This is a genomic window from Sorangium sp. So ce124 (genome assembly GCF_051525235.1).
Lineage (GTDB): Bacteria > Myxococcota_A > Polyangia > Polyangiales > Polyangiaceae > Sorangium > Sorangium atrum.
On sequence record NZ_CP150312.1, the window covers coordinates 9,753,595 to 9,779,866 of the forward strand.

The following is a 26,272-nucleotide window of genomic DNA, read 5'->3' on the forward strand; positions in this document are numbered from 1 at the left end:
CGTCCCCTCTGCGGGCAGCGCTACTTGTAGAACACGTTCACGATCACCGTGTTCGCTCCCGGTTGGGAGGTGTTGTCGTCTGCCGCGGCGGCGGTCGCGCCGATACCGATGCCGTTCGTGAACGCGATACCATTCGTGTGCTCTGCCGAGACCACCTGCCCGGCCGGCACCATGAGCGTCAAGGCAGGCTGGCTCGAGCCGACCGTCGGGGCCCCGGCCGCGTCATAGAGCTTCACGAACGCATCGGTCGAGCTCCAGTTGGCCAGGTGCCAGCCGAACACCTGCCCGGCGGAGCTCTTCACGCTCTGCCCCGTGGTGCTCAGTCCGACGTTGCGGTAGATGGAGAGCCCACCTGCCGTGGCCGGCTTCACGTTCACCGCGCCGACCGTGTTGGTGCCGGCCGGGAGCGACCCGACCAGAGTCACCGGAAGCGGGTCGGTCTGCGAGACGTCGACGGCGGTGCCGTCCGCGCCTGTCTGCAGCTTGGCGCGCAGGACGTGGACGCCGAGGATCTCGTCGGTGGCGAGGAGCGTGCCCGCGCCCTCAGGAAGCGTGATGTTGTCCGACATATGCTGACTCCTTGGTGAGAGATCGCCTGGTTCTCTTATCCGACCTCGATCGCGTCGACGAAACCGTACTCGCAGAGCAGGTAGATGTCCTGAAGCGTGTCGTTGAGCCGGTCGTCCTCCGTCTTGAGCTCATCGTCGATCACGCCGACCTGAGTGCGGCTCGCGCCGAGCGTCCAGGTGCCGAGATCCCTTTCGCCTTCGGACAAATTCACCTTGTCGCTGGCCCCCGTGTTGCAGCCGCCGGTGCTGTCCAGCGGGAACTGGTTAAGCGTGAGCGGGCCCTCCTCCGCGACGCCTGGCCGCGCCATCGCGACCTGGAGCTCGTCCCCGGCCGAATAATGCGTCTTCCCATTCCACCGCGCATAAAGCGTGTAGCTCTTCAGCGCGATTTTCTGCGTCGCCGGGGCATAGGGGAACATCTCCGGCGTGAGCGGGATGGACAGCTGCTGTGCCACGTCGTCATCCGACGGCGCTACCATGAACCGGGCCCACTCGGCCGGCAGCTCGGACCGCAGGCTGAAGAGCCGGCGCCGCACCGGCGGGTGGTCGTGGTAATACGTCTTCGCCGCGGCCGCGAGGGTGCTGTTCGAGCGCGCCGTGTACCGGATGTGCAGGATCACATCGCTCACCGCCGCGATGTCGAAGCGGTTGTTCGCCGCAGGGAGCTCGATCTTGTAGGTGCCGAGCACGCCCGCGCCCTCGAAGGGGAGATACCGCTCGTCGCGCAGGTTCGGCTCGAACAGGCCCGCGTCGTTCACCCCTCCGCTGGTCGCGATCACGTCCGTCAGCGGCACGAGATCCGTCCGGAAGCCCTCAGTGTCCGGATAGGTCTCGGCGGTCACCGCCGGCTGCGGCGGCGGGCGCACGCGCGTGTTGCTCAGCGTGAGCGTGCAGCTCACGCCCGCGTACGGGCCGGTCACGGTCGGTATCGTGACGGCGACCGACTTGATGCGACGGAAGTAGTGACCCGGGTAATCGAGATCGAACACCTCCTGCGTCAGCACGACGTCACAGGTGCCGGTCTCGCGCAGCCGCATGAGCTGCTCGGGCGCGACCTCGGCGAGCGAGACGTTCTTGACGAGCTCCGCCTCTCTCGGCGTCTGCTCCAGGAATGCGGCCTCCAGGCGGCGGAGGTCGTGCTGGAGCCGCTCGCCCGCGAGCAGGCCCTGCTTCAGGCTGTCCCAGGCGCCGAAGCGCACCATCGCGGGCGTGCTGTCGGCCGTGCCGAGCTCGAACCGGAGCGCCCGCTCCGCGCGCCTGGCCATGTCGAAAGCCAGCGTGTACGTCTGGTAGTGGACGGTCGACAGCTCCGCCACCATCCAGTCGTACAGCTCCTCGGTCGTGCGCTTCCTGTCCCGGAGGAACTCGAGCACCTCGCGCGCCTGCTCGGTCTGCCGATCGTGGTTCCTGAGCTCCACCTCGGCCACCGCGGCGCGGATCTTCGCGGCGACGATCTGCTTCTCCAGGCCCTGCATCTCCTTCGCCGCGAGCCGCTCCTGCAGCGCCCACTCCTCGGCGCGCCGCTCGTAGCCGGCGATCGTTGACGCGATCGACGCGCCCTCGCGCAGCGCGCCGGCGGCCATGGAGAGCGCCTGTGCCGCCGCCTCGATCGACGCGCCCGAGGCCTGCCCGCCGATCGTGGTGAGGGCCACCGGGCTCCCCATCGTGCCCGCGCCGCCGAACGTCGTCGACGGGGTCGCCTCGACGCCGGGGGCGACGGCGGCGATCACCTGCGCCGCGAGCCCGAGCTCCAAGCCCGTGATGCTCATGGCCAGCGCGCCCTGCTCCGCAGCGCTGATCCGCGGCAAGCCCGCGTAGTGGTCGCGGCGGAGCCGCGCCGTCTCGAGCGACCGCTCCAGCGAGGCGACGGTCGCCTGGGTCTCCTTGACCTGCTGCGCCTTGATCTCGCGCACCGCCGCGAGGAGCTCGACCTCGTGGCCGGAGCGGAGCCGCGCGATCGCCTCGCCGTCCTTCTTCTCCATGGCGGCGAGCAGCGCGGCGCCGAGCCCGGAGACCGCGCCGCAGAGCTCCGCCGCCTTCGCGAGCACCACCTGGAAGCGGTAGGGGAGCCGCGGGGAGCTCGCCTCGCCGAGCACCGTCGCGAGATCCACGCCGAGCGCCCTGGCCTGCACGAGCAGCATCGGATCGATGGGCGGCTCGAACAGGGGCAGCGTCCGGACCGACCCATCGATGTTCATCGAGTGTCGGATCTTGAAGAGCCGATCGGCGACCGTGTCCCACAGCCCCGAGAGCGCCTCGTCGCGGGGCACGCAGAAGTACAGCTCCCCGAGGTCAGGCGCCCGCTCGTGGATCGTGGGGTGAGGCGGCTTGATCAGGATCGCGAGGCTCTCCGCCTCGACGCGGGACCGCGACCCGATCACCGGGTCGGAGAGGTCTCCGAGCCCGAGCGCCTCGAGCTGCCAGTAGTTCCGCGGCGTCACCGCGTCCTTCCGCTCGACGCGCGCCGGGCGCCGGCCGAGGATGTTGCCGGCGAGGATGTACAGCTGCGTCGCCTCGTTGATCGACTCGATGGTCTCGCGGCGGAAGAGCTGATCGCCCCAGGCGATCAGGTTCTCGATGTACTTCGACACCACCGCCTTCTGGTAGGCGATCGGCCGCATCCGCGCGACGAGGTGCGGATTGAACGGGTCCTCCCGCCACGCCTCGATCTGCGCGGCGAGATCGAGCTTCTCCGACGCGTCGCCCTGGTTCGTCAGGAGCGCGCTGATCAGCTTGGCCATCGCGCCCTGCTCCGAGGCCGGCAGCTCCCGGAGCTCGTCCTCGATCGAGGCGAGATCCTTGTTCTCGCGGAACGGCCGCACGTTCCAGAAGCGCTCGGGCGCCGGGGCCGGATCGCCCGTGGTCGGGTCGAAGATGAAGTGGAGCCAGCGCTGCGCCTCGGCGTGCCGGCCGCTCTGCATCAGCCGGAGGGCGATCAGGAACGGCGCGTGAAAGAACAGCTCCCAGTTGTAGATCGAGTAAGCGCCCTGGAACGAGAAGTCGACCTCCTCCTTCGGATACGGCGTGAGCACGTTGGCGGGGTCGGGGTCGTACGTCTCCTTGAAGGCGTCGACGTCGCCGGAGCGGAGCTGGAGCGGCTCGGTCGGGTGGAGCGACCACTTGAGCAGCCCGTCCACGCCCGAGCGCTGCAGCTCCTTCCGGAACAGGCAGGCGTAGGGGTGGTAGAAGGACATGAAGCGGTATCGCTTCGCGTCTTCGTAGACGTGCGCGATGCGCGTCTCCTCGGGCGCCCTGTGCGCCCACTCGTCCGCCGTCGACCCCGCGCGCATGGCGAACGCGCCGAATTTCAGGCCGATGTCGCCGTACGCCGTCATCCCGGGCTGGACCTGCGTGGCCTTATCCCACTCGGTGTACTCGGTCAGGACGAGATCAGCGAAGAACGTCGACCTCGCGTCCTTGAAGAAGAACGACACGCCGGCCGAGGCGGTGTCTTTGAAGTGCCCGCTGCCGATCTCACGCGGGATGAGCGCGCGGAACGGGGTGACGCTGCCGAGCAGCGGGATCCACTTCAGGAAGCCGTTGATCTTGACCGGAACGACCAGCTCTGTCGCATCTTTCGACACCACGTGCTGCCCCCGCCAGCCGGTCCTGAGGGGCATTCCATCACTGAGAGATCTGAAGTGCGAATAGTTGGAGATGAATTGGGTGCCCTCCAGCGCACCGCAAGCGCTCTGCGCGAAATGCCCGAGGCGATCGCCGCCGGTGCCGTCGAGCGTCATCGCCGCGATCGCGGGCGGATCCTGCTCGTCGTCGCGCTGCACGAACAGCGAGACACGATCGGGATCCGACTCTGACGCCAGCGTCACCTCCGAGCCGCCGCTCATCCGGCGCGCACCCCACGCGCCGTTGCGGCGCTGGCTCCACGCGAGGCGGATGTAATGGCTCGTCACCGCCGTTTTGCCCGCCTCGCGCGTGTCGCTCGGTATCGGCTGCACCGGCTCGGCGCGCTCCTCGATGATCGGCCAGTACAGGTGTGGGCGACGATCCACCACGGCGAGCAGGACCCTGTCCCCCTCGATGTCGAGATCGATGGGCTCCCAGGGAGTCCAGGACAGCCCGTCCACCCGCGTGCGGTAGAAATACTTGTACGGCTGGGCCGCGGTGCGGCCGACGACGTGGAGCACGTCGATCGGAAGGTGCGTGTCGTCGCCCTCCTCCTCCTGGTGGAACGCGCTCGCGATCTCGAGGTTCGCGACCTCGTCGAGCCTGTCCAGGTACCGCTCGAACGCGCGCTCCGCGGAGTCGTCGGTGATGTCCTGCTGCCGGAGCTCGGCCTCCAGAGCCTTGAAGAACGGCGACTTGTCGTCGCGCAGCGACGGGTCGAGGTACAGCTCGGTCTGAAGGAGCACCTTGCGGCTCGCCTCCCAGACACGGAAGCTCTTCCGCCACGCCCACTCGCGCGCCGCCTCCTCCGGGAGCTTCAGCTCTCCCGACTCCAGGTTCATGAGCGCGCGCTGCACGAACGTCTGCACCGAGCCGATGGCCTGCTTCAGGCGCGAGGTGATCACCGCCGGGCTCGTCTCGACGTCCACGAGCAGGTTGGCGAACAGGTCGTCGCTGTCCTCGTATCCCCGCTTCGCCACGAGGTACGCCACCAGCGTCGACCGGAGCCGCTCGCGCAGCACGTCGCGCAGCGGCGGCGCCACCCGCGCCCACTCGGCGTCGGAGTATTTGGCCTTCGCGGCCCGGACGATGCTCTCGGCAGGCCCGGCGCCGTCCGAGTACATCGAGGTCTCCCAGTCGATCGCCTGCTGGGCCGAAATGCCGAGCCGCTTCAGCATCACGATCGCGCGGCGCACGAGCCCGAGGACCGAGACCTGCTCCGCGGCGTTGCTCGGGTTGAGCGGGTTGCTCGGCCCATAGCCGCGGGCGAGGAGCAGCTGCTCGACGTCCGCCGCGGGCCAGCCCGTGGCCTCCGCCAGCGCCGTGGCGGCCTGCTCCGGGGTCCCGGCCACGAACAGGCTCGCCAGCGACGGGTTCGGTCCGACGAGCAGGGAACGGAGCTCGACGAACTGTACGAGCTTCTCCCAGGCCTCGAACAGCGGCGAGCCGGTGCCGGCGCTGTTGATCTCGGCGCGCGGCAAGGCGTCGAGATCGAGGGCCACCGTGGCGCCTTCGCCCTCGTCCAAGACGAACATCCGCTCGATCTCGTCGGCGCTCGCGCCGAGCCGCTGCACGACCGCCGCGGCCTTGGCCAGGTGCCGGTAGGCGGCGAGCTGGGCGGCGCGGCTGACGACGTCGAGCGACGGCGGCGGTGAGGCGGGCAGCGAGAACGCGCTGCCGAGCGGCACATCGCCCGGCTCGCCCGTCGTGAGGATGTCCGCGATGAGCAGGTGCGTCGACCGCGCGTCGAGCTTCAGCGCTGCGGCGAGCGTGTCCTCGACGAGGGCCGCCTCGGCCTCGATGTCCGGGGCGCCGTCGCCGTTCTTGCCGCGCAGCGCCAGCAGCGCGCCGAACATCTGGTCGAGCACGGGGCCCGCCGCCTCGGCCGTCATGGAGATCCGCGCGCGCGGAGACGACCCCTCCCGGAAAACGACATCCAGGTCGGCCGGCGACAGCCCCGAGCGCCTGACGCGATCGACCGTGTCCAGGAAGCGCAGCGTGTGCTCTGGGTTGTCGACCTCGAACGGCCTGTACTTGCTCAGGTTGTAGAGCACGTGGAAATCGGGCAACGACAGCCGCAACGCCCGCGCAAAGGTGACGATGCGGTGGAGCTTCGCGAGCGTCACCGGCGCGAGATCGGAGGTGTCCGCCGGGACGAGCGGGGGCAGCCCGAGCCCGGAGTCCTCGGTGAGCAGCGACAGCTCCTCCCGGCTGATGCGCAGGCCGGCGAGGACCGCGGGCGTGTGGTCGGCGAGCAGGTTGGCGGTCGGCAGGCTGGCGACCCCCGGCAGCGCGAGCGCCGCGTCGACCGGGTTGGTCACGGCCCTGTTCTGGAAGAGCTGCTCGTAGAACGAGGGCGTCTCGCCGGCGTCGCGGCGCCGGGTGTCGAGCGGCCCGAACCAGCTCGCGAGCACCGCGATCGGCAGCGAGATGCCCCGGTCGGCGCGCAGCGCCTGGATCACCGCGATCACGCGCAGCGCGCGATTGTTCACGAGGTCGGTGCCGCTGGGTGCGCACGCGGCCAGCACCTGGTCGAGCTCGCGGATCGACCAGCCGAGGCGCAGCCGGAGCCGCAGGAAGCGGTGCAAGATGTCCAGCGAGGCCACGGCGTCGCTCAGGCCGCCGATGCTCTGCTCGTCGATCTTGCAGCTATCCGCCGGCTGGATCGCCGGTGATCCGAAGCGATGGAGCACGGATGTCTCGAGCAGATCGCGCAGCTCGTTGTAGGACAGCCCCGAGCGCTTGAGGAACACCGGCACGTTGAACAGCCCGCCGGGGATCACGGAGACGCCCCAGGCGCTCGCCAGGGTCACGCCCGAGATCGATGTGCCGCGGATCAGATCGCGCTCGCGCAGTGAAAGCCCGAGCCGATGGGCGGCCGCCTCCTCGGGATACATGGCCTCCGGGCTGGACCAGCTCGCCCTCAGCTCGCTCAGGAATGCGTGCAGGGGCACGCCGAGGTGCTCGAGGTAGACGCGCGCCTCGTGGTGCCGGTGGTGATACGGCAAGCTGAAGGGGAAGTCGGTTTCCGCCAGGCGCTCGTAAGCCGTCTCGTGCCAGTCCTCCTCGCCGCTCGGCGGGTTCGGCATGGCCGCGAGCTCCTCGGCGGTGCCGACGGTCGCGATGTGCTCCGGGAACGCGGGCGGGGCTTCGTTCTGCTCCTTGGTCTCGCCCACGAACGCGTGGACGAGGATCTCGTTCACCAGATCCACGTACGGCAGGGGCGTGTCGGCGTTCTGGCAGGTGAGGTCGATCCGGCCGATGTCCGGGCGCCGCCCGGCGCGCGCCGGCGTGGAGCCCGGCGCGCTGCCGAGGAGCAGCTCCTTCGCGGTCCACTTGGTGCTGCCGCTCTTCGTGATCGTGGAGCTGTACCGGTCGAGGAAGCGGAGCATGTCGACGAGGTACGCCGCCGGGCCGTAGACCGAGGCGCAGTGCGCGCACGCGCACGCGTCGGAGGAGCCGAAGAGCGCCTCGTACGTCGCGAGATCGGGCGCCGGCTGGCTCGCGCGGCGCGCGGGGTTGGGCAGGGCGTAGGCCGAGCCCTGGTTGAAGGCCGTGCCGAACTTGAGCGACAGCGCGAGCGCAACATCGGAGACGGCGACCGCCTTTTCGTAGATGTCGTTCGCGATCTCGACGCCTCCGAGGGCAGCGCCGAGCTCGGCGCCGACCCGGGGCTTGCCGCGGATGGAGATCTCCCGCGCCGACTTGAACCCGGCGTCGAGCAGCACCTTCGCCTCCTCGTACCTGGGTGTGAGATTGTGCAGCCGCTCGACCACCTTGAGATCGCGCACCGCGACCATGGGGTTGGAGAGCCCCGCGACCGCCCCCGGGTTCGACGCGATGAAGTGGCCGATGCGCGCCTCGCCGAGCTTGAACGAAGGGTTGTTGTTGAAGAACGTGGGCAGCTCGCTCCCGCCGACCGCGGCGATCGCGGACGCGACCGCCTTCGACGGGAACGCCTCCTCCAGGGCCCGCCGGAGGACCTTCGCGTAGGTCGCGCGCCTCTCGGCCACCGTCGCTCCGGGCGTGTCGGCCGGGTAGTTGATGGGCGAGCCGTTGCGCTGGATGGTGAGGACCGCGATCCAGTCGGCCTCGCTGTAGGCCGCGAGGTCCTTGAGCTCGGCGAACTGGGCGTCCTGCCAGCGCTCCCACAGCTCTTCGACGAGCGGGAAGTGATAGCGCGTGAGCGCGCCCAGCTGCAGCACGAGCTGGAGCCGCGGGATGTTGAGCGAGCCCTCGCTCTGGTACTCGGGCAAGGACGCGAGGTGGGCCCAGAAGGCCTCCGGCGTGCCATCGAACGCCAGGTACTCGGCGAGGAACTGTTCCGCGTAGCCCTCCTCGGACAGCACGAGCTCGACGAGCTGACCGAGGCTGCAGGTCGCTCCCGCGGGCGGCGCCCCCATGGCGAGATCGACGGCGGCCTGGGTGAGGAGATCGACGAAGCTATCGCTGACTTCGCCGCCCACGATCTTCGCTTCCTTTGCCTCGTCGAGCGCGCGGCGCAGCGCGGGTTTGGGGTACGACAGGAGCCCGCGCCGGGTGGCCGGCAAGCCCATGCGGACGAAGGGGTAAAAAGAATCGGCGGACCCGCCGACGCCGACGGACGTCAGGAGGGAGTCGGCCGCGACGAGCGCCTCGACCTTCCCGCGATCCACCTCGGTCCCCATCGCGACGAACTCGACCTGCTCGGCCTGAAGGGTTCCGAGGACCACCCCCTGCGTATGGGCCGCGGTGCGGGACTTGAGCTGCTGCAGCTCCGAGGGGCCGCGATCTTCCTGGTTCTGGCTGGTGACCAGGTCGACGACGGCGGTCGATGGGGCGCGGACGATCAGCGCGGAGCGGCCCAGCTCCTGATTCGACCCGTTGTAGACGATCACCCGGAGATCCGGCTGTTGCTTGCCGGATGCCAGCAGGGGCGAGTACGAGATCTTGTAATGACCCGTCGAATCGGTCGTCGACGAGCCGATCTCTATCTCTGACGTCAGCCTCACGTCGTAGGCGCGCACCGTCGCGTTCGCGACCGTCGCGCCTTGATCGTTCCGCACGATGCCGCGTACGACCGATTGGGCTGGAGCGCGCCTGGTCGAGGTCAACGCGAGGTCCACCTCGATCCGCACGGTCGCAGGCGTCGGCGACACCTTCCATTGCGTGTAGCGCGTGACGTACTCCTCGGCCCCGGGCGAGAACACGCGGAGCGCGATCAGCGGCTTCCGCCCCTGGAAATGGCGATCCACGGCGGCCTGGTCGAGCGATATCTCGAAATCGCCGGTCTGGTTGGTCACGGCGACGGCGACGAGATCCGTGGTGACCTCCGCGCTGTCCCACGCCTCGACACGCACACTCCCGACGCCCCTTTCGGTCTTGGCTCGGACGACCCGACCGGAGAGTTTATACTTTTTCATGCGAGCTCCCTTCGATTCCATGGTCAAAAACCATCAGTTGGCGCAGTGTTCGGCCGCCGCGGCCGGTGCGCCTCGTCGCCGACGGTCGACAGCGGAGGAGATGACGAGGAGAGCCACCGCGGAACGATCGGCGCGACGATTCGCGCGCCGATCGCTCCGCACGAGGACGCTCTCGCGGTTCCGCGAGACATCAGTTGTTTGCTGTCGATCCCCTCTTCGACTCTACGTGCGTCAGCGGGCCACCGCGGACGCCCCTGCAGGACGTAATTTGAACTACCACGGCGCGTCTCGTTGGAAAGCTCGAAACACGTCCCCGCCATTCGACGATCTCGGGGTATGTCCACGGCTCACGCGCGGTCGATGGACGTCTGTCCCTTGCTGTCGCCGGCCGAGCGCGACCGCACCGCCGCCGCCATGAGCTCACGCAGGCATGGCGAAGGCTTGTGTCCTTTGACGCGCCGCTTGGCGCGCAGCCTTCGCGCGGAACGTCACGTCGTCTCCCCCTGGCCCCATGACCCTGCAACGGGGTGGCCCCATGACCCTGAAACGTGGCAGCGTCGTCCGGGCGGCGCGAGCGGCCCGAACCCGGGCGGCCTTGAGAGGTTAACTTCTCGGAAGAGCCTGGGATCGGCCACGATGGATAAGTTAACTTGTCGGCGGCGGTTGTCGGCGGCCATGTTGGATAAGTTAGCTTGTCGGCGGCGGTTGTCAGCAGCCAGGATGGAGAAGTCAACTTCTCCATAGTGACCTCCACGACCCGTTCTTGAGAAGTAAACTTGTCAGAATCGCTGGTTCACGGGCGAATTGGCGAGAAATCTTGTCAAGATTTCCGATCGTTTGCCGCCTGCGCGGCCTATTCTTCCCGGCCGTAGGAGGAAGAGCATGCCGAACGACGGAACGACGATCGGGGAGATCGCGCGCGAGGCCGGGGTGAGCGAGCGGACCATCCGCTACTGGTACACGCAGGGCCTCTTTGTCCCGCCGCCCTTCGCCGGACCCGGGACGCGGTACCTGCGCGAGCATCGGCTTCGCATCCTCACCATCCAGAAGCTGCGCGAGAAGGGGCTCAAGCTGCCCGCGATCAGGCGGCAGCTCGCGGCCATGTCGCTCGATGAGATGGAGGCGCTCCTCGCGCCGCCGCCCGCTCCGCGAAGGGAGCCGCCGCCCGAGCCGACCTACGCGGCCGAGCCGTGGGAGCGGATCGTCCTCGTGCCCGGCCTGGAGCTGCTCGTGAGCGGCGCGGGCGGGCCGGTCCTGCGGCAGATCGCGCAGCAGATCGTGAACCATTTCGGCGGCGCGAGGTAGTCGTCACGATGGCCTTCGGCGGGCGTTTACGATTGAGGCGACGACCTACGTCCAGAGCACTGCCAGATCGAGCTCGATCGCCTCGAACGGCTCAGCTCGTACGAGAGCATTGTCGCGGTAGACCGCCGGCATCCCCCAGCAGCGGTTCTCGGTCAGGCTGTAGATCTCGAGGACACGAGCGTCGGGGTCCAGAAGCCACACCCAGCGCACGCCCTCGCGGGCATACACGGGCATCTTGCACTCGCGGTCGAATGCCTCGGTCGACGGGCTCAGCACCTCGCATGCCCAGTCCGGCGCGACGGTGAGGTAGGCCGCTCTGGGAAGGCGCGTCAACCGCTCCCGACGCCATCCTGCAAGGTCCGGAACGAGGATGTCCTCGCTGCACTCGGGCGGAGGAGAGGAGAAACGAATCGCAGGCGCGTCGAGCAGCCAAAAACCACCTGGTCCGCCGCGTCCACGCTGGAACGCGCCGCCAAGCTCCACACCGAGCGCTGAGCGCGCATGGACCTCCGGTATCGCGGGCAACATCGACATCTGGGTCCTACAATCGAAGATTCCCGATAGGCCGGCTTGGGAACCGCTCGCAGGCAGGCCCATGCTCCGGCCATGCGTCGGCAGGTCTGGAAAGCCGTCGAACGAATCCCAACCTTCCGCAGGCTCTGGGACATCAAGCGCCTCGAGACAATCGCGCGCCGACTGCATGATTCCCACCGGGATGGCGGGCGAGGGATTCCAGTCCATGAGAAAGCCATGCAGCCGCAGAGCGTGCGGCTCCGAGGCGAGCATTTTGAGATCCCACCCACTCAGGGCGGCTCTTGCGTGGACCATGCAGGCTAGATACTTCTCAAGCTCGCCTGCCAGCGCCTCGCGTCGTGGCCATCCATCCTCGGGATAACGCGCGGCCGCCCGTGGACAGGCAAGCAGACCCATCCAGTTGAGAGCGCTCGCGACCGTCATGGCGAGCTTGGATGCCTCTTCTCGAGCGTGGCTGAAAGCGTCCCTTTGCGCACTTTCTCCCATGGTGCTTCTCAAAGCTGAACGCAGAATGGGCCAATGGGCTCAGTGCGCCAGTGGGATATCACTGTTGCTGCGATGCCAACTGTTTTGCTTCCATCGATGCAGACATAGGCGCACCAAGACTTGATAAGCAAATTACTAAGGTTGAAGATGTCGGGGCAGGAGCGGCACTTTGCTTCGTCGCAGTCGGTGGCAAAGCAAAAAGCGTCCCATGTCGGCCTCACGCAATGAACCCTGGAAGGACAACCGTAGAGGCGACGACAATCCCACCTGGGATTCTCAGGAATAGGCAGGTTCGATGTGTCTGCGGTCAGCGCCCACTTGTTGGCCTCGTTCATGGCCTGCGGCATGTACTGCTCGATGAGTTGAGATAGCGTGGCGTCGTCCAGCGTGTTGGGATCAAGTCCGAGGGATTCGATGCTGCCTTGGACGAAGTAAGCGGCGTAGCCGGCCTTCGCGCTGGCGAGGGCCAGCTCCTGTGGATCTACCTGCGCCAGCGCATCGGCGGCTGTTTGCATCTCCTCCGGCGTCGCTTCTTGGTTCGGTTGTGGTTGCTGCGCGTCACCGGTATCGGATGGCATAGGATCAGCCTGCTCGGTCTGATCGTCGGTGCGGCCGCTGCCACCAGTTCCATCCGTGCCCGGTCCTAGCCGGATTGTGCACCCTGGGGCCGTCAGCAGCGCCAGGCTTACCGCCACAGAAAGGACGTTGGAATCATAACTCAACTTCCGATCCGTCTTCGCCATCGTCAACCCCCCCAGCACCCGCCCTCGTTCCGCATGCGCCTGCTGAATATAGCAGAAAATGCGTAAAATACAAGTGTTCGATGACGTCTGTCACCCAGGCGAGCGGGTTGACTCCGTGCATCCGACACGAGCGCTGGGCCTACCTGCGCGATGTGCTCATCCTGCTGCCCACGTGGCCGCCCGAGCGTGTCATCGAGCTCGCTCCCAAGTCGTAGCCGGCCTCGACGGGGTGGTCACGATGGCCTTGGCCGGGTGGTTACGGCTCACCTGTCCTTCCGAGTGTCCTGCTGCGCGAGCTCCTCCAGTTCGGCTCTCCAGGCCTGCTCGATATCGTCCCGCGGACGGAATCGGCTCGTCGGGGCCCTCACGGCGCGGTTCGCTTCGCCTTGCCCTTGCGTCCCCTGGCCTCGGGGCGCCAGGCGCGGAGGGCGTCGAGGGAGAGGCCGAGGGCGCGGGCCTCGGTGTCGACGTAGCGCTCGTAGTAGTCGCCGAGGCGCTCGCCGAACTCCTCGTTCATCTCGTTGTGCCACTGCTTGAGCCAGGGGACGAGCTCGAGGAGGCCCGCGAGGAGGGGGGTGAGGCGATCGGCGCCCCAGCCGTCCTCGGTCTTGCGCTCCTGGTAGAGACCGGCGAGGGCGGTGGCGCGCTCGAGGTGGTTCCACCCGGCCCAGCCGAAGAGCGGGCTCGGATCGTCGTCCTTCTCGGCGCCGGGATAGGAGATGAAGCGCTCGTGAGGGACGTCGAGCTTGCCGCGGAGGCGGAAGTAGTTGGGGTCGCGGAAGTCCTTGGCGTCGTATTTCGGCGGGACGGGGATGGGTGCGGAGAGCTTCTCACCGGCGTCCTCGCGGCGCTGGAGGGCCCAGGTGTGCTCCCAGGCGCTGCGGGTCTCGAGGCCTTCGGCGGTGTAGCGAAGGGCGGCGAGGTAGGGGACCGCATCGGCCGCGACAAAAGCTGCGACGACAGCATCCAGATCGGTTGCGCCGGACCAGTGCTGCGCTGCGACTCCGAAAGATACGTCGAGGCTCAGGCGCTCAAGCAGTTGACGTAGCGAAAACCGCGCTTGGCTTTCGCGAAATATGGCCTCGATCCTGTCGGCCAGCCAGGACTGAAGTCGGTCGCGCATGCGGTCCTCGAACGTAAGGACACGACCTCCCATGTCCTTGGGAGTGATGCACCAGCGCCTCTTATAGTCGGGGGTTTCGAGGACACTGAGTTCGGGGCTAGCCGTTATCGTACTGACGAGGTCCTCCCAGAGTGCGGCGGTCTCTGGTGAGCAAGACGGTGGCAACTGGGGCAAGAGAGCTTGCCCATCAATTCCGACAGCTTGTCCATTGCGTGCCAGGAGCAGCTCAAACGGTCGCCCCCCAAGAGGAACTCCAATCCGGACGCTCGGATCAGTTCCAAATCGGTCGGCGAGACTGACCGGCGCCAGACCCATCGATCCATATACGAACCAATCCATCCACTCCTGAAAGTATATTCCGTGAGCAAGCAACTGTCCGTCTAAATCGGCGGCCTTTGCTATGCGCCTCTGGAAATCATGCAGCGACTGATCTTCAATGATTCCATCAATCAGCTCATCCAGAAGCTCGGACCGTTCCCGCGCTACCAGCTCGATAGCTGACGCAAGCTCCACGAGAGTCTTGGGCTGCGGAATAGACGGAATCGGCAGCGGAAGCAAGCCTGTTCCAGTAAATTCATAGGCGATCTTGGCAGGCTCCGATTGCCACTTTCCCGTGTCCGTGCCTGATCCTTTGTCGTGAAACACCTGCTTCATCCAGAAGCACGCCGTCGAGCTGTTCAGGTATCCGAGCAGCGCCAGGTGGTCCTCCTCCGTGGCACCTTCCGGCAGCTTGATGATGGGGGCCGTGCGGTTGAACACCTTCTCGCCCCGGTCGAGGACGAAGTGATTGTGGGTGGCGACGAAGGCAAATGTGATTGTTCGCGGGGTACGCAGCTTGTCTACCGTAAGTCGACCAAACTCATACCACTTGAGTCCCCCTTGTATTTTGGTCTTGCCACCGAATAGCATGTTGTTCGACAAATTGGTTCGGTAAGGCCAAAGGGCAGTCAAGCCTGGATCCAACGGACTCACGGGCAAGAGATTGTCGTCGTAGGGGAAGAATGCATCGTCAACTTCACCGACGGACCAATCCCGAATCGCCTCTCCAACAACCATGGCCCGGAGCCGCGCTTCGGGCAGTTTAAGCCTCAGCCATGCACTCTTCGGCCGAAGGTACACGTCGTCCTCGAGAGTGAATGATGCGATTCCGATGCTATCTGCGATTTCGCCCAAGCGCGCTTTGGCTCGTTCTCCAATCAATTCCTTGAGCTCGGACGCTCCGCCACCACCAAGGCTCCATGGGTGCCTCGAAAACGTTGCTCGCTCGACATCGATAATGGATACGAAGTCGTCCTCGTAGGTCAGATCATCGAAGTGTGTCGCGATCGCCGACCAGACCTTCCCCTTCTTCGGCTCCTCCGGCGTCTCTGGCTCCCCCCTCTTGCCGAGCACGGCGCGCACCGTCGTTGCGACAGGCTGCTGGTTCCGCCCGAAAAGCAGTACCGTCGGGGTCCCATGCCCCGGGATGTAGGCTCCTGAGGTATCGATGATTCGGGTGACATCGAGCCGCCTCAGCACGTCCTCGATCAGCTTCTTTCCGAATTCCCGCTTCATGAAGCTGTTCGCATTGATCAGGCCCACGTACCCCCCATCCACTCCGAGCTGAAAGAACCGCTCCGTGAACGGGGCTGCCAGTGCGTACTTCCCCGATGCGCTCACATATCGTTCCCGATACGCCTCCCGGAGCACCGCATCCTTGCACGTGATGTACGGCGGATTCCCCACCACCGCCTGGTACTTCCGCCCGAACAACCGGCTCGCCGCCTCCTGGTCCTCCAGGTCGAACATGGGCTGTCCCCACTCCGCCGCACTCTGTTTTCCTAGTTCCGCGAAGTTCCGAGTCGTCCCATTGACACCATACAGTAGTGAATCCGCCACCACGACATCAATCGGCAGCTTTCCGCTCACGTCGACGAGGCTGCGGAGCTCCGCCTTCGCCATATATGCCAGTATTAATCGAAACTTCGCAATCGCGACCGCATAGGGGTTGATGTCCGCGCCATGGACCTGTCCCAGTGCCGCCGCTGCATGTTCCCTAACATCGATCCCTGGCGCCGTACGCATCCGGTGTTCGCAGATGCGTTCGAAAGTATCGAGCAGGAAGTGTCCCGACCCGCACGTCGCGTCAATAAGGTGCGTTTCCTCGAGACCGAAGGTCGCGATCGCTGGATCGAGGGTCAAATCGAGGATAAACGCTCCGACGAAGTCCGGCGTCTGCAGAAGCGCGTAGCGCTCGCGAACGCTGGGCGATAGATCCTGGTACAGATCTCCGAGAAACCGCGTGTCGCTCCCCTCGAAGCGCCAGCACAGGCCGCCACCAGTCTTGTCCGTCTGGCGGAAGAAATCGAGCAGCGCACGGGCGCCTTCGTTCGACGGCGAGAGCCGGAACGCCGGGTTCCGGGTGGGGCCGAGGAGATCCTCGGCGCCGGGGTGGCGCGCGACCTCGCGGAAGGCGGTGAGCAGGTAGTCGCGGGCGGTGAGCGACGGGGCGAGCTCGAAGAACAGTTGCTCGGCATCTGCGGCGCCCTCGCCAGCGATGCGCCGGTGGCGGACGAGGCCGCGGTCCTCCAGCGTCCGGAGGAACACGCAGGAGAGCACCCAGGCCACACCGATCTGCTCGATCCAGCGCGGCGTCCACTCGGCCAGCGCGTCGGCGGTGCGCGACTCGGCCTTCTCGCGGGCGTGCTGCTCGGCGAGCACCGCGGCCACCGCCGGGGTCTTCGCCCGGGCCGTGAGGTCCGGGAGGAGGGTCTTCTCGAGGAGCCGCGCGAGCGCCGTCGTGAGGCTCTCGTCCGCTCCTTTCTTGCGCTTGCCTGCCATCGTCTACCTCGCGCCTCGCCTGCTTCGGCCGGATCGGCGCCGACGGTACCACGCGCACGCGCGGCGCCGATTTCCGATCCGCGGGCGCGCGCCGGGCCGGCGGCGCGGTGTTCGCGCGGCTCAGGGCATCGCCCGGTGTCGGTTCTCGATCCACGACTCGGGCACGCGCAGCCGCTGCGCCGGCGAGCTCTGCGGGATCGGCATCGGCGCCGGAACGGCGTCGATCGGCGCCGGGCCGAGGTCGTCGTAGGCCGGGACCAGGAGGAAGACGGCGGGCCCGTCGTCCTTCTGCGTCGCCTCGATCAGCGTGGCCAGGACGCCGTCGAGGCGATAGCGGGCAAGGAGCCCCGGCTGGGTCAGGAGCACCGACGCGTTCCTCGCCACGAGGTCGCGCACGACGCGCTCGGCGCTCTCGCGCATCAGGTCGCGGAGGTTGGCCCAGTCCGGGCCGGTCGGGCCCGCGCGATCGGCGTCGTCGAGGACGCCGCGGTCGGGGATCTCCCACTCCCGGGCCACCGCGTCGGCGGCGCGCAAGATGGCGCGATCGAGCGAGACAGGCTCGATCCCGAGGTCCCGCGAGAGCCGGCTCGCGGCCTCGTCGGCGAAGGCGCAGTTGACCTCGATGACGCGGAAGAGCTTGCGGCTCGCGGCGAGGCGCAAGCGCTCGTCGAACTCGCGCGCTTCCTGGACGAGCGGGTCGCGCGTGGGCCGGCGGGACCCATGGTGGGTCGGCAGCGGGGCGGGCGGGAGCTGGGTCTGCACCGTGCTCGTCGGGAGCGCGCCGGGGCGGATGTACGCGTTTTTCTCGTCGCTCCACTCGAGACCGAGCGGCCGGACCAGCGCATCGAGCGCCGGGCGGGGCGGCGGGCGCTCGGCCTCGGGGTAGCGCGCGACGACGGCCTTGACGATCTCGTCGGGCTGGAGCTCGAGGTGCGCCATCGCCCCGGCGGAGAGCTTGAGGGCACGCGCGGGCGACATCGCGCGCGGATAGAGCTCGAGCCTGGCGCTCTTCGCGGCGGTGCGGCTGGCCTCGGCGGCGAGGGAGACGAGCCGCTCGGGGGGCAGCGCCGCGAGCTCGGTGTCCTTCACGCGCGCCGCCAGCGCCGTGCGCGCCTCCTCCGAAGCCGGGAGCGGCTCGCGCGCCGCGAGGGCGTCGGCCTCGTCGCCGAGCGCGCGCGCGACGCGGAGGTGCTCGTACGAAGGGGCGATCCACAGGCCGCGAACGGGCCCGACGACGAGGTGCTCGCTGGTCTCGACGACGACGCGGACCAGGGCCTCAGCGAGGCGCGCGGCCGCGTCGGGCGAGGCGTCCTCCGCGGCGGGCCCCGCGGGGACGGCGGAGGCGAGGGCGGCGCCGACGCTGGCCACCGAGGCGACGCCGCCGAGGCTCGCGAGCGCGCCGTGCACGAGGTCGTGGAGCACCTGGAGCCGGGGGAAGCCGCGCCAGTGCTCCCGGGCCTTGGAGAGCTGGAGGTAGACGGCCTGGGGCGAGATGCGGTGCTTCTTCGCGAGGAGCGAGGCCTCGGTGATCCGCTCGCCCTCCACGGGATCGAGGCCGAACAGCTCGCGGACGTGCTTGAACGGGACGGCGGACGCCGCGCCCCGGCCCGCAGCGACGCGCGTCCTGCCGGCGCCCGCCGCCTTGCCGGGCAGCAGCAGATCGAGCCACGCGGCGAGGGTCGCGGGCGCGTCGTCGGCGGCGCCCTCGGCGAGCTTGGCGAGGGCAGCGCGCACCGCCTCGGCGGCGTCAGGCCGATCGCCGAGGACGTGGAGGATGCGTCCCGGCGAGGCCGCGGCCACGTGGGAGGCGCGGGCGAGGCCGGCGTCGGCGAGGGCCGTGGTGAGCTCGCGCGGCACCCCGGGGAGATAGGCGACGGCGGCGTCCTCGCCCTGAAAGCCCGGGTAGAACGGCGCGGGGAGCGGGGGGGTCGATCGCGGTCGACCCGGCGCGCCGCCTTCGAGGGGCGATGAGGCGCCGCCTTCGGTCGCGCGCGCCGCGCGCCAGCGCTCGACGAAGTCCTGGATGGCGCGCGCCGTCTCCCGGCCGACGCCGCGGATCGCGGAGAGCTGGTTCTGCGGGAGCGCGAGGAGCTCGCGCACGGTGACGATGCCGGAGCGGTCGAGGGCGTTCTTCTCGCGCGCGCCGAGCGGGAGGGCCTCGACGGGCGTGGCCTCGGTAAAGATCGAGAGATCGGCCGCGACGGGAGGCGCGCCGTCCGCCTCGTCGGCGCCGGCCTCGCTGGGCGCGGCGGCGAAGCAGGCGATCCACTCGGTCCGCATCTGCTCGGCGGTCTCGTGACGCTGGCCCGCCTCCCGGGCGAACGCGCGGCGGAAGAACGGCACGAGGCGCCCGCGCACGGCCGTATCGAAGCGCTCGGCGTCGAGCGACATCTCCTCCTGGCCGGCGGTGGCGGGCACGTCGCCTCGACCCCAGCGGGGCCGGGTGCCGGTGAGCAGCTCGTAGAGCGTGACCGCGGCGGAGAAGCGATCGGCGGCCTCGTCCCAGCGGCCGCGCAGCGGGACGAACGGATCGCGGTAGGCGGGGGTGCCGACGAGGGTCTGGGCGCTGTCGAGCATCGAGAGGGAGAAGTCGAACAGGTAGAGGTGCCGTTGCTTCTTCGACTGGCTCGGGAGGACGCCGACGTTCGCGGGCTTGATGTCGCGGTGCTGTACGCCCTCGTCTTCGAGGAACTCGAGGGCCCGGAGCAGGTCCTCGCCCCAGCGGCGCGCGTAATCGAGGCTCGGCGGGCCTTCGCGCGTGAGGAGATCGGCGAGCGTCTCGCCGCCGTAGGAGGTGAGCAGGCAGAAGCGGCCCCCCAGCGTCGGCGTGCCCTCGAGCCGGACGATGCGCTCGCTCCGGAGCGCGCCCAGCACCTCGGCCTCGGCGCGCAGGCGATCCTCGAACTCGGGGGCGAGCGGCACCTTGAGGGCGAGCAGCGACCCCTCGCGCTCGACGGCGAGCACGCGCGCGGTGGCCCCCGTGCCGAGGAGGCGCGCCACCGAGAGCTTCCCGCCGAGGAGATCGCCCGGGCGCGCCTCGAGCGGGTCGAGACCCGGGACCGGCCCGGTCGCGGGCGCGGTGACCGCCTGGAGCAGCAGATCGAGCCAATCAAGCGCGTTGTCAGCGCGCTGGACGGGGTTCGCCTCGGTGGCGAACCCGACGACTTCGTCGAGGGACTTGCGCTCGGTCTCGCCGAGCGGCGTGGCCCCGCCGGCGAGGTCGTCGCGCACCGCCGCGATCGACAGGTGGCCTCCGCCCGCCTGCAAGAGCATCTCCCGCTCGAGGAGGGTCGCCCCGGGCGCGGTCCTCGTGAAGATCTGGTACGCGATGGCGCCGAGCGAGAAGATGTCGCTCTCCGGCTTGGCCGCGGAGGGCTCCTCGATGACCTCGGGCGCGCGGTAGACGACGGCGCGATCGGGCGCGAGCGCCGAGAGGTGGACGGTGCCAGAGCTGCCGTCCTCCCGACTGGCAAGCTGGAAGTTGTAGAGGCGAACCTCGGGAGGCTTGTTGTCCTGCCGCTCGCGGACGAGCACGGCGCCGGGGTGCAGCCCGCGGTGCAGGACCTTCTTCCGGTGGCAGTAGTCGAGCGCATCGGCGAGCTGCTGGACGATGTGGATCCGGTGATCGAACGACAGATCCGGGTGCCGGCGGAGGTAGGCGTCGAGGGGGAGCCCGCCCGCGAAGTCCTCGAAGACGATGCAGGGCCCGCCCATTGGGCCTTCGGCGATGTAGTCGGTGAAGCGCAGGATCGCGGGATGATCGCTCAGGACCGAGAGCACCTCGGCCTCGCGGTCGGCGGCGCGCCGGAGCTGGTCCCGCCGCTCCTGACCGGGGCTCTGGGGGACGAGGTAGCTGCGGACGCGACGCTTCAACGTCGCCATGCGCTCGTGCTGGGCTTCGCGATCCTGGTAGCCCGGCCCCTCCTCGATGAGCTCGCCGAGCGCGAGATCGCCGACCTTCATCGCGCCCTTGCTCTCGCGAAGCCCGAGCGCCTTGAGCGCTACATCGATCGCTTGCCCCATCGGCCGATCGATCGGGGAGCCGAGCGGGCGCGCCTCGGAGCCCGGGTAGTCGCCGTGCTGCATGGCGGCGAGGAAGCCGCGCCGGGTGACGACGCGGGCCTTCGCGTTGCCCTCGAGCGTGACCTGGATGTTCGGGTCGGAGAGGAAGACGAGCGGCTCGACGTACGGCCGCTTTCTCCCCATCTGCTTTTCAAGGAGGCTCCCGAGGACGCGGGCCTTGAGCGCTGTCAGCCGGAGGGGGTTTTCCTTGATGGAGACGTGCCCTTCGGGAGAACGAAAGCGCCAGTCGACGACATCCCCGGAGACGGTGCCCGGATGACTCTTGATCTCGACCAGGTAGAGGGCGTGGTAGCCGAGCACGACGAGGTCGAGCTCGTACCGCCGTCCGCTCGAGTCGACGAGGTCGACGAGCGCCCAGATGCGGTACGGGTCGGTGTCTGGCAGGACCGATTTGACGAACTCGAGCGCCTCCTGCTCGTGGCGATGCGGCGTCGTGCCCTGGGCGAGGACCCTCCCACGCGAGAGCGCCACGGCTAGCTCCGGCGCCCCGCGTCGCCGCCGTGCCGCAGCTGGAGCGCGGCGTCGCGCGCGCCAGCGTCGGCGTCGTCGGAGACGATCGCGGCGGTGAGGCGATCGAACCCGAGGGCACGCGCTCCGTCCGGGTGTGCGGCAGCCGGGAGCGCGACGCGCGGCGCGGTGGCGCTGCCGAGCAGGGCGACGGCGAGCCCGAAGAGCTGCCGCTCGCCGGGCCGATCGGTGACGAACAGCACCTGGTCGCCGAGATCGAGATCCCGTCGGCTGGCGAAGTGCTCGGCGAGGATCAGGACGGAGCCGGCGCCGGAGGCGGCGACGCGCGAGGCCGGTCCGAGGCCTGCGAGCTCGACGCCGCCGTCACCCGCGAGCGTCGCGCTGGGCGCGAAGCCCCACGCGGAGGCGACCTCGGCGAGGACCCCGCGGGCGGGCCGCGGCGAGAGGTCGCCGGCGGCGTCGCGGAGGAGCGATTTGGCGAGGCTGACGGGAAGACCGGGCCATTCGTGGCCGAACGGCTCATCGTCGGCGAGCCCGGCGAGCGCGAAGATCCGGCGCGGCGCGAAGGCCAGCGGGTAAGTGGCGGCGGCGTCGCGGAGGAGAAGGTCGAGGCGATCGCGGTCGTCCAGCTCTCCGGGATCGCCGCGGAAGGCGCGCCAGGTGGCATCCGCTGCGGGTCCGAGGCGGCGGCCGCGCCCTTCGCGGGCCTCCAGCGCGCGGAGACCGAGGGCGCCGGCGCGGTAGAAGCTCTCGACTTGGGAAGGGGTGGGCGTGGCCATGGGGATACTCCGGGGCGCGGGCGGATGGGGCCGGACGTGCACGGGCAAGGTAGGCTGCTCACGACGGCGATCCAACGCCAATTGTACAGGCCACGATCGGCAGCATCGCGGCGGGCGGGCGGGAGCGAAAGATACCGCTCGTTGCCGCGGCTCGTCGAGCGACTGCTCTCCTTCGGTGTGGCCGCATGTCACCGAGCGAGTTTGTGGTGGCAGCCGGCGACGTCGAAATCGCGGTAGGCAATACCGAGGCGACCAACAGGCGACGCCCGACTGCCCCGTCGCCGCGGTCCCATCGGGGTCGGAGAGAAGGGCATGGTTGGGAGCGGGTGACCCCGGGTTGACGTTGCGGCACGTCCGCCGGATACCTTCGGCATGCGAATGGGGAACATCCTGATCCTCCTCGGAGTCCAGCCGCGCTTGTGAGCTGCTCGCCCCTCCGCACCTGCGTGGTCGCGCTGGCGGCGCTCGCTGCCTGCCGTGGCGGTTCTGGTGTGCCCGACGCCGGCCCGGCACCGGACCCGGGCGCTCCCGCGGCGGCATCTTTCCCCGTCGCGCCCGCCTCGCTCCCGACCGCGGCGGCGAGCGTGGCGGTGGTGGCCGGCGCGGCCGCGGCGGCCAGCGCGGCCTCGGTGGCGAGCGCATCGGCGGCGCCGGACGCGGGGGTGGATGCGAACGCAGCAGAGGGCTGCAAGCTGCGCCGAGGGCCGCTCGCGCTCACGCTCCGGGGGCCGGCGCTGCTGTGGTCTCCTGACGAGGCGGAGCGCGCGGACTTCCGGGTGATCTTCAACCGCGACGGCGTGGCGCAGCACGTCGCGCCGTCGTTCGGCGGTCTCACCGCGCCGGGCTCGCCGCCCGCGGAGGCCGCGCCCGACGCCGGGGATGGCAGCGGCGATCCAGAGCGCGCCTCGTGGCCGGCGTGCGCTGTGGCCTCTCGGTTCGTGTACTGCATGGATCACGGCGGCACGATCCGGAGGACCCCGCTCGGCGGCGGCGAGGGACCGCCCATCGGCGCCGGGCGCCGCGGCACGGGGATCTCCGCCGTCGCCCTGCCCGGAGGGCACACGCTGCTCGCCTTTCTCTCGGATCGGAAGACGAGCGAGGGCGCCGTGACGCAGGCCTTCGCTGTGCTCGACGACAGGGCCGCCGTGCCGCTCTCGGAGGAGGGCAGCGGCGCCACCTTCGTCGCGCTGTCGCCCTGGAAGGGAGGCGCGCTGGCGATGTACATCGACGCGCGCTCGGCGCTGACGCCTGTGCACGCCCGCACGCTGGGGCTCACGGCGGAAGGCAAGCTCGAGCTCGGCCCCGACGCGGTCGTCTTCGTCGGCGACGCGGGGGAATCGCGGATGGGCGGCGCGCTCGCCATCGGCGCCGCCGGGCCTGCGTACGTGCTGCTGCCGGCGGCCAAGGACATCTCGGCGTTCGGCATGGCGGCGATCCGCATCGACGAGGCGCCGCGCGACGACATGCCGGCGGTCTGGTCGCTCTACCCGAACGGGCTCAGCCCCGCGCCGATCGCGGCCACGCAGGGCGTCTCGCCGATCCATGTGGCCCGGGTCCGACCCGTCTCGCGCGAGCCCGGGGCGCGCCACGCGCTCGAGCTCGGGCAGCTCGACGCCGAAGGGCGGTTTCATGCGCGCTGCGTGGCGGTGGAGGGCAAGTCGTTCAAGCACGTGGCGATCGAGGCGGATCGCGGCGGCTCGCTGTGGATCGCGTACACGACGCCGGCCGGCACCTTCATCGAGCAGCGCGCCGCGGGGCCGTGATAAGCCAACCGCGTGGATTCGCGAATCCATCCCTATCGTAAATCTTAAGGAGTCGAGATGAAGCTAGGTTATCTGCCCAAGGGCATTTCATGGCCGCTCGTGTCGCTGATCGCGCTTGGCGTCGCCGGCTGCAGCGACGGCGGCGGCGGTGACGCCGGCGCCGCGGAGAGCGCCTCGTCCGCCGCCGGCGGGCCGGGCGGCGCGGGCGCGGTCGGCTCCGGCGGCGGAACCGGCGCAGGGGCAGGGGGCGGCGGCGTCACGACGGGCGCGGGCGCTGGCTCCGGCGGCTCCACGACGAGCAGCGCCACGTCGACGAGCAGCGGCGAGCCCGGCGAGACGGCCACCGGCGCGACCACCACGACGGCGGCGACCGGCGGCGAGCAGGCGGTGAGCTGCGATTATCCCGCGGCGTACGAGAACGGCTCCGTCACCTTCTACACGCTCGACATGGGCTCGACCGAGGTGAACTGCAGCTATCCGATCGTAGGGCGCAACCCGGACGTCGTCGGGCACGTCCCGTTCGAAGGAGGCAAGTTCTTCGCCGCCATGAACACCGCCGACTACAACGCGGCGGCGATGTGCGGCGCGTGCGTCGAGGTCTCCCGGGACGACGGGCGCAAGGTGCAGGCCATGGTCGTGGACCAGTGCCCGATCGCCACGAACCCGAAGTGCACTGCGGGCCACATCGATCTCAGCAAGAACGCCTTTCTCAAGATCGGCGAAGAGCGCGAGGGGTATCTGGGGACCACCCACGGCGGCGCGGCGGGGAAGATCTCGTGGCGGTACATCCCGTGCCCGACGACGGGTGCAGTCTCCTTCCGGCTCAAGGAGCCGACAAACAAGAACTGGAACCAGATCCTCGTCGAGGGGCACGCGCACCCGATCGAGAAGCTGGAGGTGGAGATCAACGGCACGTGGAAGACGGCCACGCGGGAGCCGTACAACTATTTCGTCGTCGGCGATGGGAACATGGGGAATGCGCCGTACCACGTCCGCGTCACCGACATCAACGGTTCCACCGTGGAAGCGATGCTGGAGCTCAAGGCCGGAAACCAGCCCGCGAGCGCGCAGCTCCCCGCCTGCAACTGAGCCCGAGGCCTGCGCCCCCTGCTCGAGCGCGGCCGCCCGGAGGCCCGGTGGTGGCCGCGCCCCTCGCGCGGCGCGGCCGAGCGCACCCGGGCGCCGCGACCGCGCCCGGGTGCGGGGAAGCGCGCTCGCCGGCCGGCTCGTCGCGGGGCCAGCTGGTAGGATGACCGCCCCCTGCGGGCGGACGCGCCGCCGGGATCTCCAGGAGAACACCGTGCAAGACCCTCGCCCCGCCCCGTCGCTGCTCACCGTCGACGACTTCGAGCGCGCAGCGCGCGCCCGGCTGTCGAAGATGGCCTATGACTACTACCGATCGGGCGCCGACGAGGGCCGCACGCTCCGCGAGAACCGGCGCGCCTTCCGCCGCCTCGAGATCCATCACCGCGTCCTCGTCGACGTGGCCGAGCGGGACATGAGCACGACGGTGCTCGGCACGAGGGTGCCGTTCCCCATCCTGGTGGCGCCGACGGCCTACCAGCGCCTCGCGCACCCCGACGGCGAGATCGCCTCGTCGCGGGCGGCCTCCGAGCTCGGCACCATCTTCACGCTCTCCACCCTCTCGACGACGAGCCTCGAGGCGGTCGCGGACGCGTCTTCAGGGCCGAAGTGGTTCCAGCTCTACGTCCACAAGGATCGCGGCCTCACGCGCGCCCTCGTCGAGCGTGCCGAGTCCGCCGGCTACCGGGCGCTGATCCTGACCGTCGACACACCGGTCCTCGGCCGCCGGATAGCGGACGTGCGCAACGGCTTCGCGCTGCCCGAGGGGCTCGTGATGGCGAACCTCGTCGACGCCGCGTCGGCCGCGCCGGCCGAGGAGCGGGGCTCGCTGCTCGCGTCCTACGTGGCCTCGCGACACGACGCCTCGCTGACGTGGCGCGACGTCGGGTGGCTCGCCTCGCTCACGAGGCTCCCCCTCCTGCTCAAGGGCATCGTCAGGCCCGACGACGCGGTCCGCGCGCTCGACGCGGGCGCGGCCGGCGTCGTCGTGTCCAACCACGGCGCGCGGCAGCTCGACGGCGCCCCCGCGACGATCGAGGTCCTCCCGGCGATCGCCGAGGCGGTCGCCGGGAGGTGCCTGGTGCTGATGGACGGCGGTGTCCGGTGGGGTACCGACGTGCTGAAGGCCATCGCGCTCGGCGCCCGCGCGGTGCTGGTCGGACGCCCAGTCCTGTGGGGACTCGCCGCGCTCGGCGGCGAGGGCGTCGCGCGCGTGCTCGCGGGGTTGCGCGATGAGCTCTCGATCGCCATGGCGCTCGCCGGCTGTCCTACCCTGGCATCCATCGATCGCGACCTGATCCGACGAGCTCAGGCGCGATGATGGATGCCTGAGTCGCACGAGCGCGGAGTTTTCCAAGATCGGCGCTGTCCCCGCGTGCGTCCCGGCGGATGGCGACGATCACGGCGTTCACGTCGCCCATGTAACCCATGTAGACGGATTGCTGCGCTCCGCTGAACCGAGGTGTCAAGGCGTCTTCGACGAAAGAAAA

General features: G+C 69.3%; 12 protein-coding genes. 5 read left to right on the forward strand and 7 right to left on the reverse strand.

The features are described 5' to 3' along the window. Positions 1-20: 20 nt before the first annotated feature. The gene (locus WMF19_RS36685) at positions 21-569 is read right to left on the reverse strand and encodes a hypothetical protein (protein WP_437894616.1); all 549 of its coding nucleotides are present in this window, start codon (positions 567-569) and stop codon (positions 21-23) included. Between the two features lie 35 nt (positions 570-604). Beyond that, positions 605-9,595: a neuraminidase-like domain-containing protein gene (locus WMF19_RS36690; protein WP_437894617.1), complete on the reverse strand. Its 8,991-nt coding sequence runs from the start codon at positions 9,593-9,595 to the stop codon at positions 605-607. An 882-nt stretch (positions 9,596-10,477) separates the two neighbouring features. On the opposite strand from WMF19_RS36690, the gene WMF19_RS36695 reads away from it, so the two are divergent. Beyond that, the gene (locus tag WMF19_RS36695) at positions 10,478-10,900 is read left to right on the forward strand and encodes a MerR family transcriptional regulator (RefSeq protein WP_437894618.1); all 423 of its coding nucleotides are present in this window, start codon (positions 10,478-10,480) and stop codon (positions 10,898-10,900) included. Positions 10,901-10,945: 45 nt separating this feature from the next. Here the strand turns inward: WMF19_RS36695 and WMF19_RS36700 are convergent, their stop codons facing one another. Continuing rightward, the gene (locus WMF19_RS36700) at positions 10,946-11,920 is read right to left on the reverse strand and encodes a Uma2 family endonuclease (RefSeq protein WP_437894619.1); all 975 of its coding nucleotides are present in this window, start codon (positions 11,918-11,920) and stop codon (positions 10,946-10,948) included. 8 nt (positions 11,921-11,928) lie between these two features. Then, positions 11,929-12,663, reverse strand: a complete 735-nt coding sequence (locus WMF19_RS36705; protein WP_437894620.1) for a hypothetical protein — start codon at positions 12,661-12,663, stop codon at positions 11,929-11,931. Positions 12,664-12,743: 80 nt separating this feature from the next. On the opposite strand from WMF19_RS36705, the gene WMF19_RS36710 reads away from it, so the two are divergent. Beyond that, positions 12,744-12,878: a hypothetical protein gene (locus WMF19_RS36710; RefSeq protein WP_437894621.1), complete on the forward strand. Its 135-nt coding sequence runs from the start codon at positions 12,744-12,746 to the stop codon at positions 12,876-12,878. A gap of 149 nt (positions 12,879-13,027) precedes the next feature. Here WMF19_RS36710 and pglX read toward each other — a convergent pair whose 3' ends face one another. The 3 genes from pglX to WMF19_RS36725 all read right to left on the reverse strand — a co-directional run bounded on the left by pglX (position 13,028) and on the right by WMF19_RS36725 (position 21,936). Continuing rightward, a complete protein-coding gene (gene pglX, locus WMF19_RS36715; protein ID WP_437894622.1) occupies positions 13,028-16,606 on the reverse strand; it encodes a BREX-2 system adenine-specific DNA-methyltransferase PglX in 3,579 nt (1,192 codons plus the stop codon). Between the two features lie 120 nt (positions 16,607-16,726). After that, the gene (locus tag WMF19_RS36720; protein WP_437894623.1) at positions 16,727-21,160 is read right to left on the reverse strand and encodes a protein kinase domain-containing protein; all 4,434 of its coding nucleotides are present in this window, start codon (positions 21,158-21,160) and stop codon (positions 16,727-16,729) included. A 2-nt stretch (positions 21,161-21,162) separates the two neighbouring features. Beyond that, entirely contained in the window at positions 21,163-21,936 is a 774-nt protein-coding gene (locus WMF19_RS36725; protein ID WP_437894624.1) for a hypothetical protein, read from the reverse strand. A gap of 419 nt (positions 21,937-22,355) precedes the next feature. Here WMF19_RS36725 and WMF19_RS36730 point away from each other — a divergent pair, with 419 nt between their 5' ends. The 3 genes from WMF19_RS36730 to WMF19_RS36740 all read left to right on the forward strand — a co-directional run bounded on the left by WMF19_RS36730 (position 22,356) and on the right by WMF19_RS36740 (position 26,103). After that, positions 22,356-23,699 (forward strand): hypothetical protein, encoded by a 1,344-nt coding sequence (locus WMF19_RS36730; protein WP_437894625.1) that lies wholly within the window; start codon positions 22,356-22,358, stop codon positions 23,697-23,699. 57 nt (positions 23,700-23,756) lie between these two features. Further along, on the forward strand, positions 23,757-24,788 hold the full coding sequence (locus tag WMF19_RS36735; protein WP_437894626.1) for an expansin EXLX1 family cellulose-binding protein: 1,032 nt from the start codon (positions 23,757-23,759) through the stop codon (positions 24,786-24,788). 211 nt (positions 24,789-24,999) lie between these two features. Further along, positions 25,000-26,103: an alpha-hydroxy acid oxidase gene (locus WMF19_RS36740; RefSeq protein ID WP_437894627.1), complete on the forward strand. Its 1,104-nt coding sequence runs from the start codon at positions 25,000-25,002 to the stop codon at positions 26,101-26,103. Positions 26,104-26,272 lie beyond the last annotated feature (169 nt).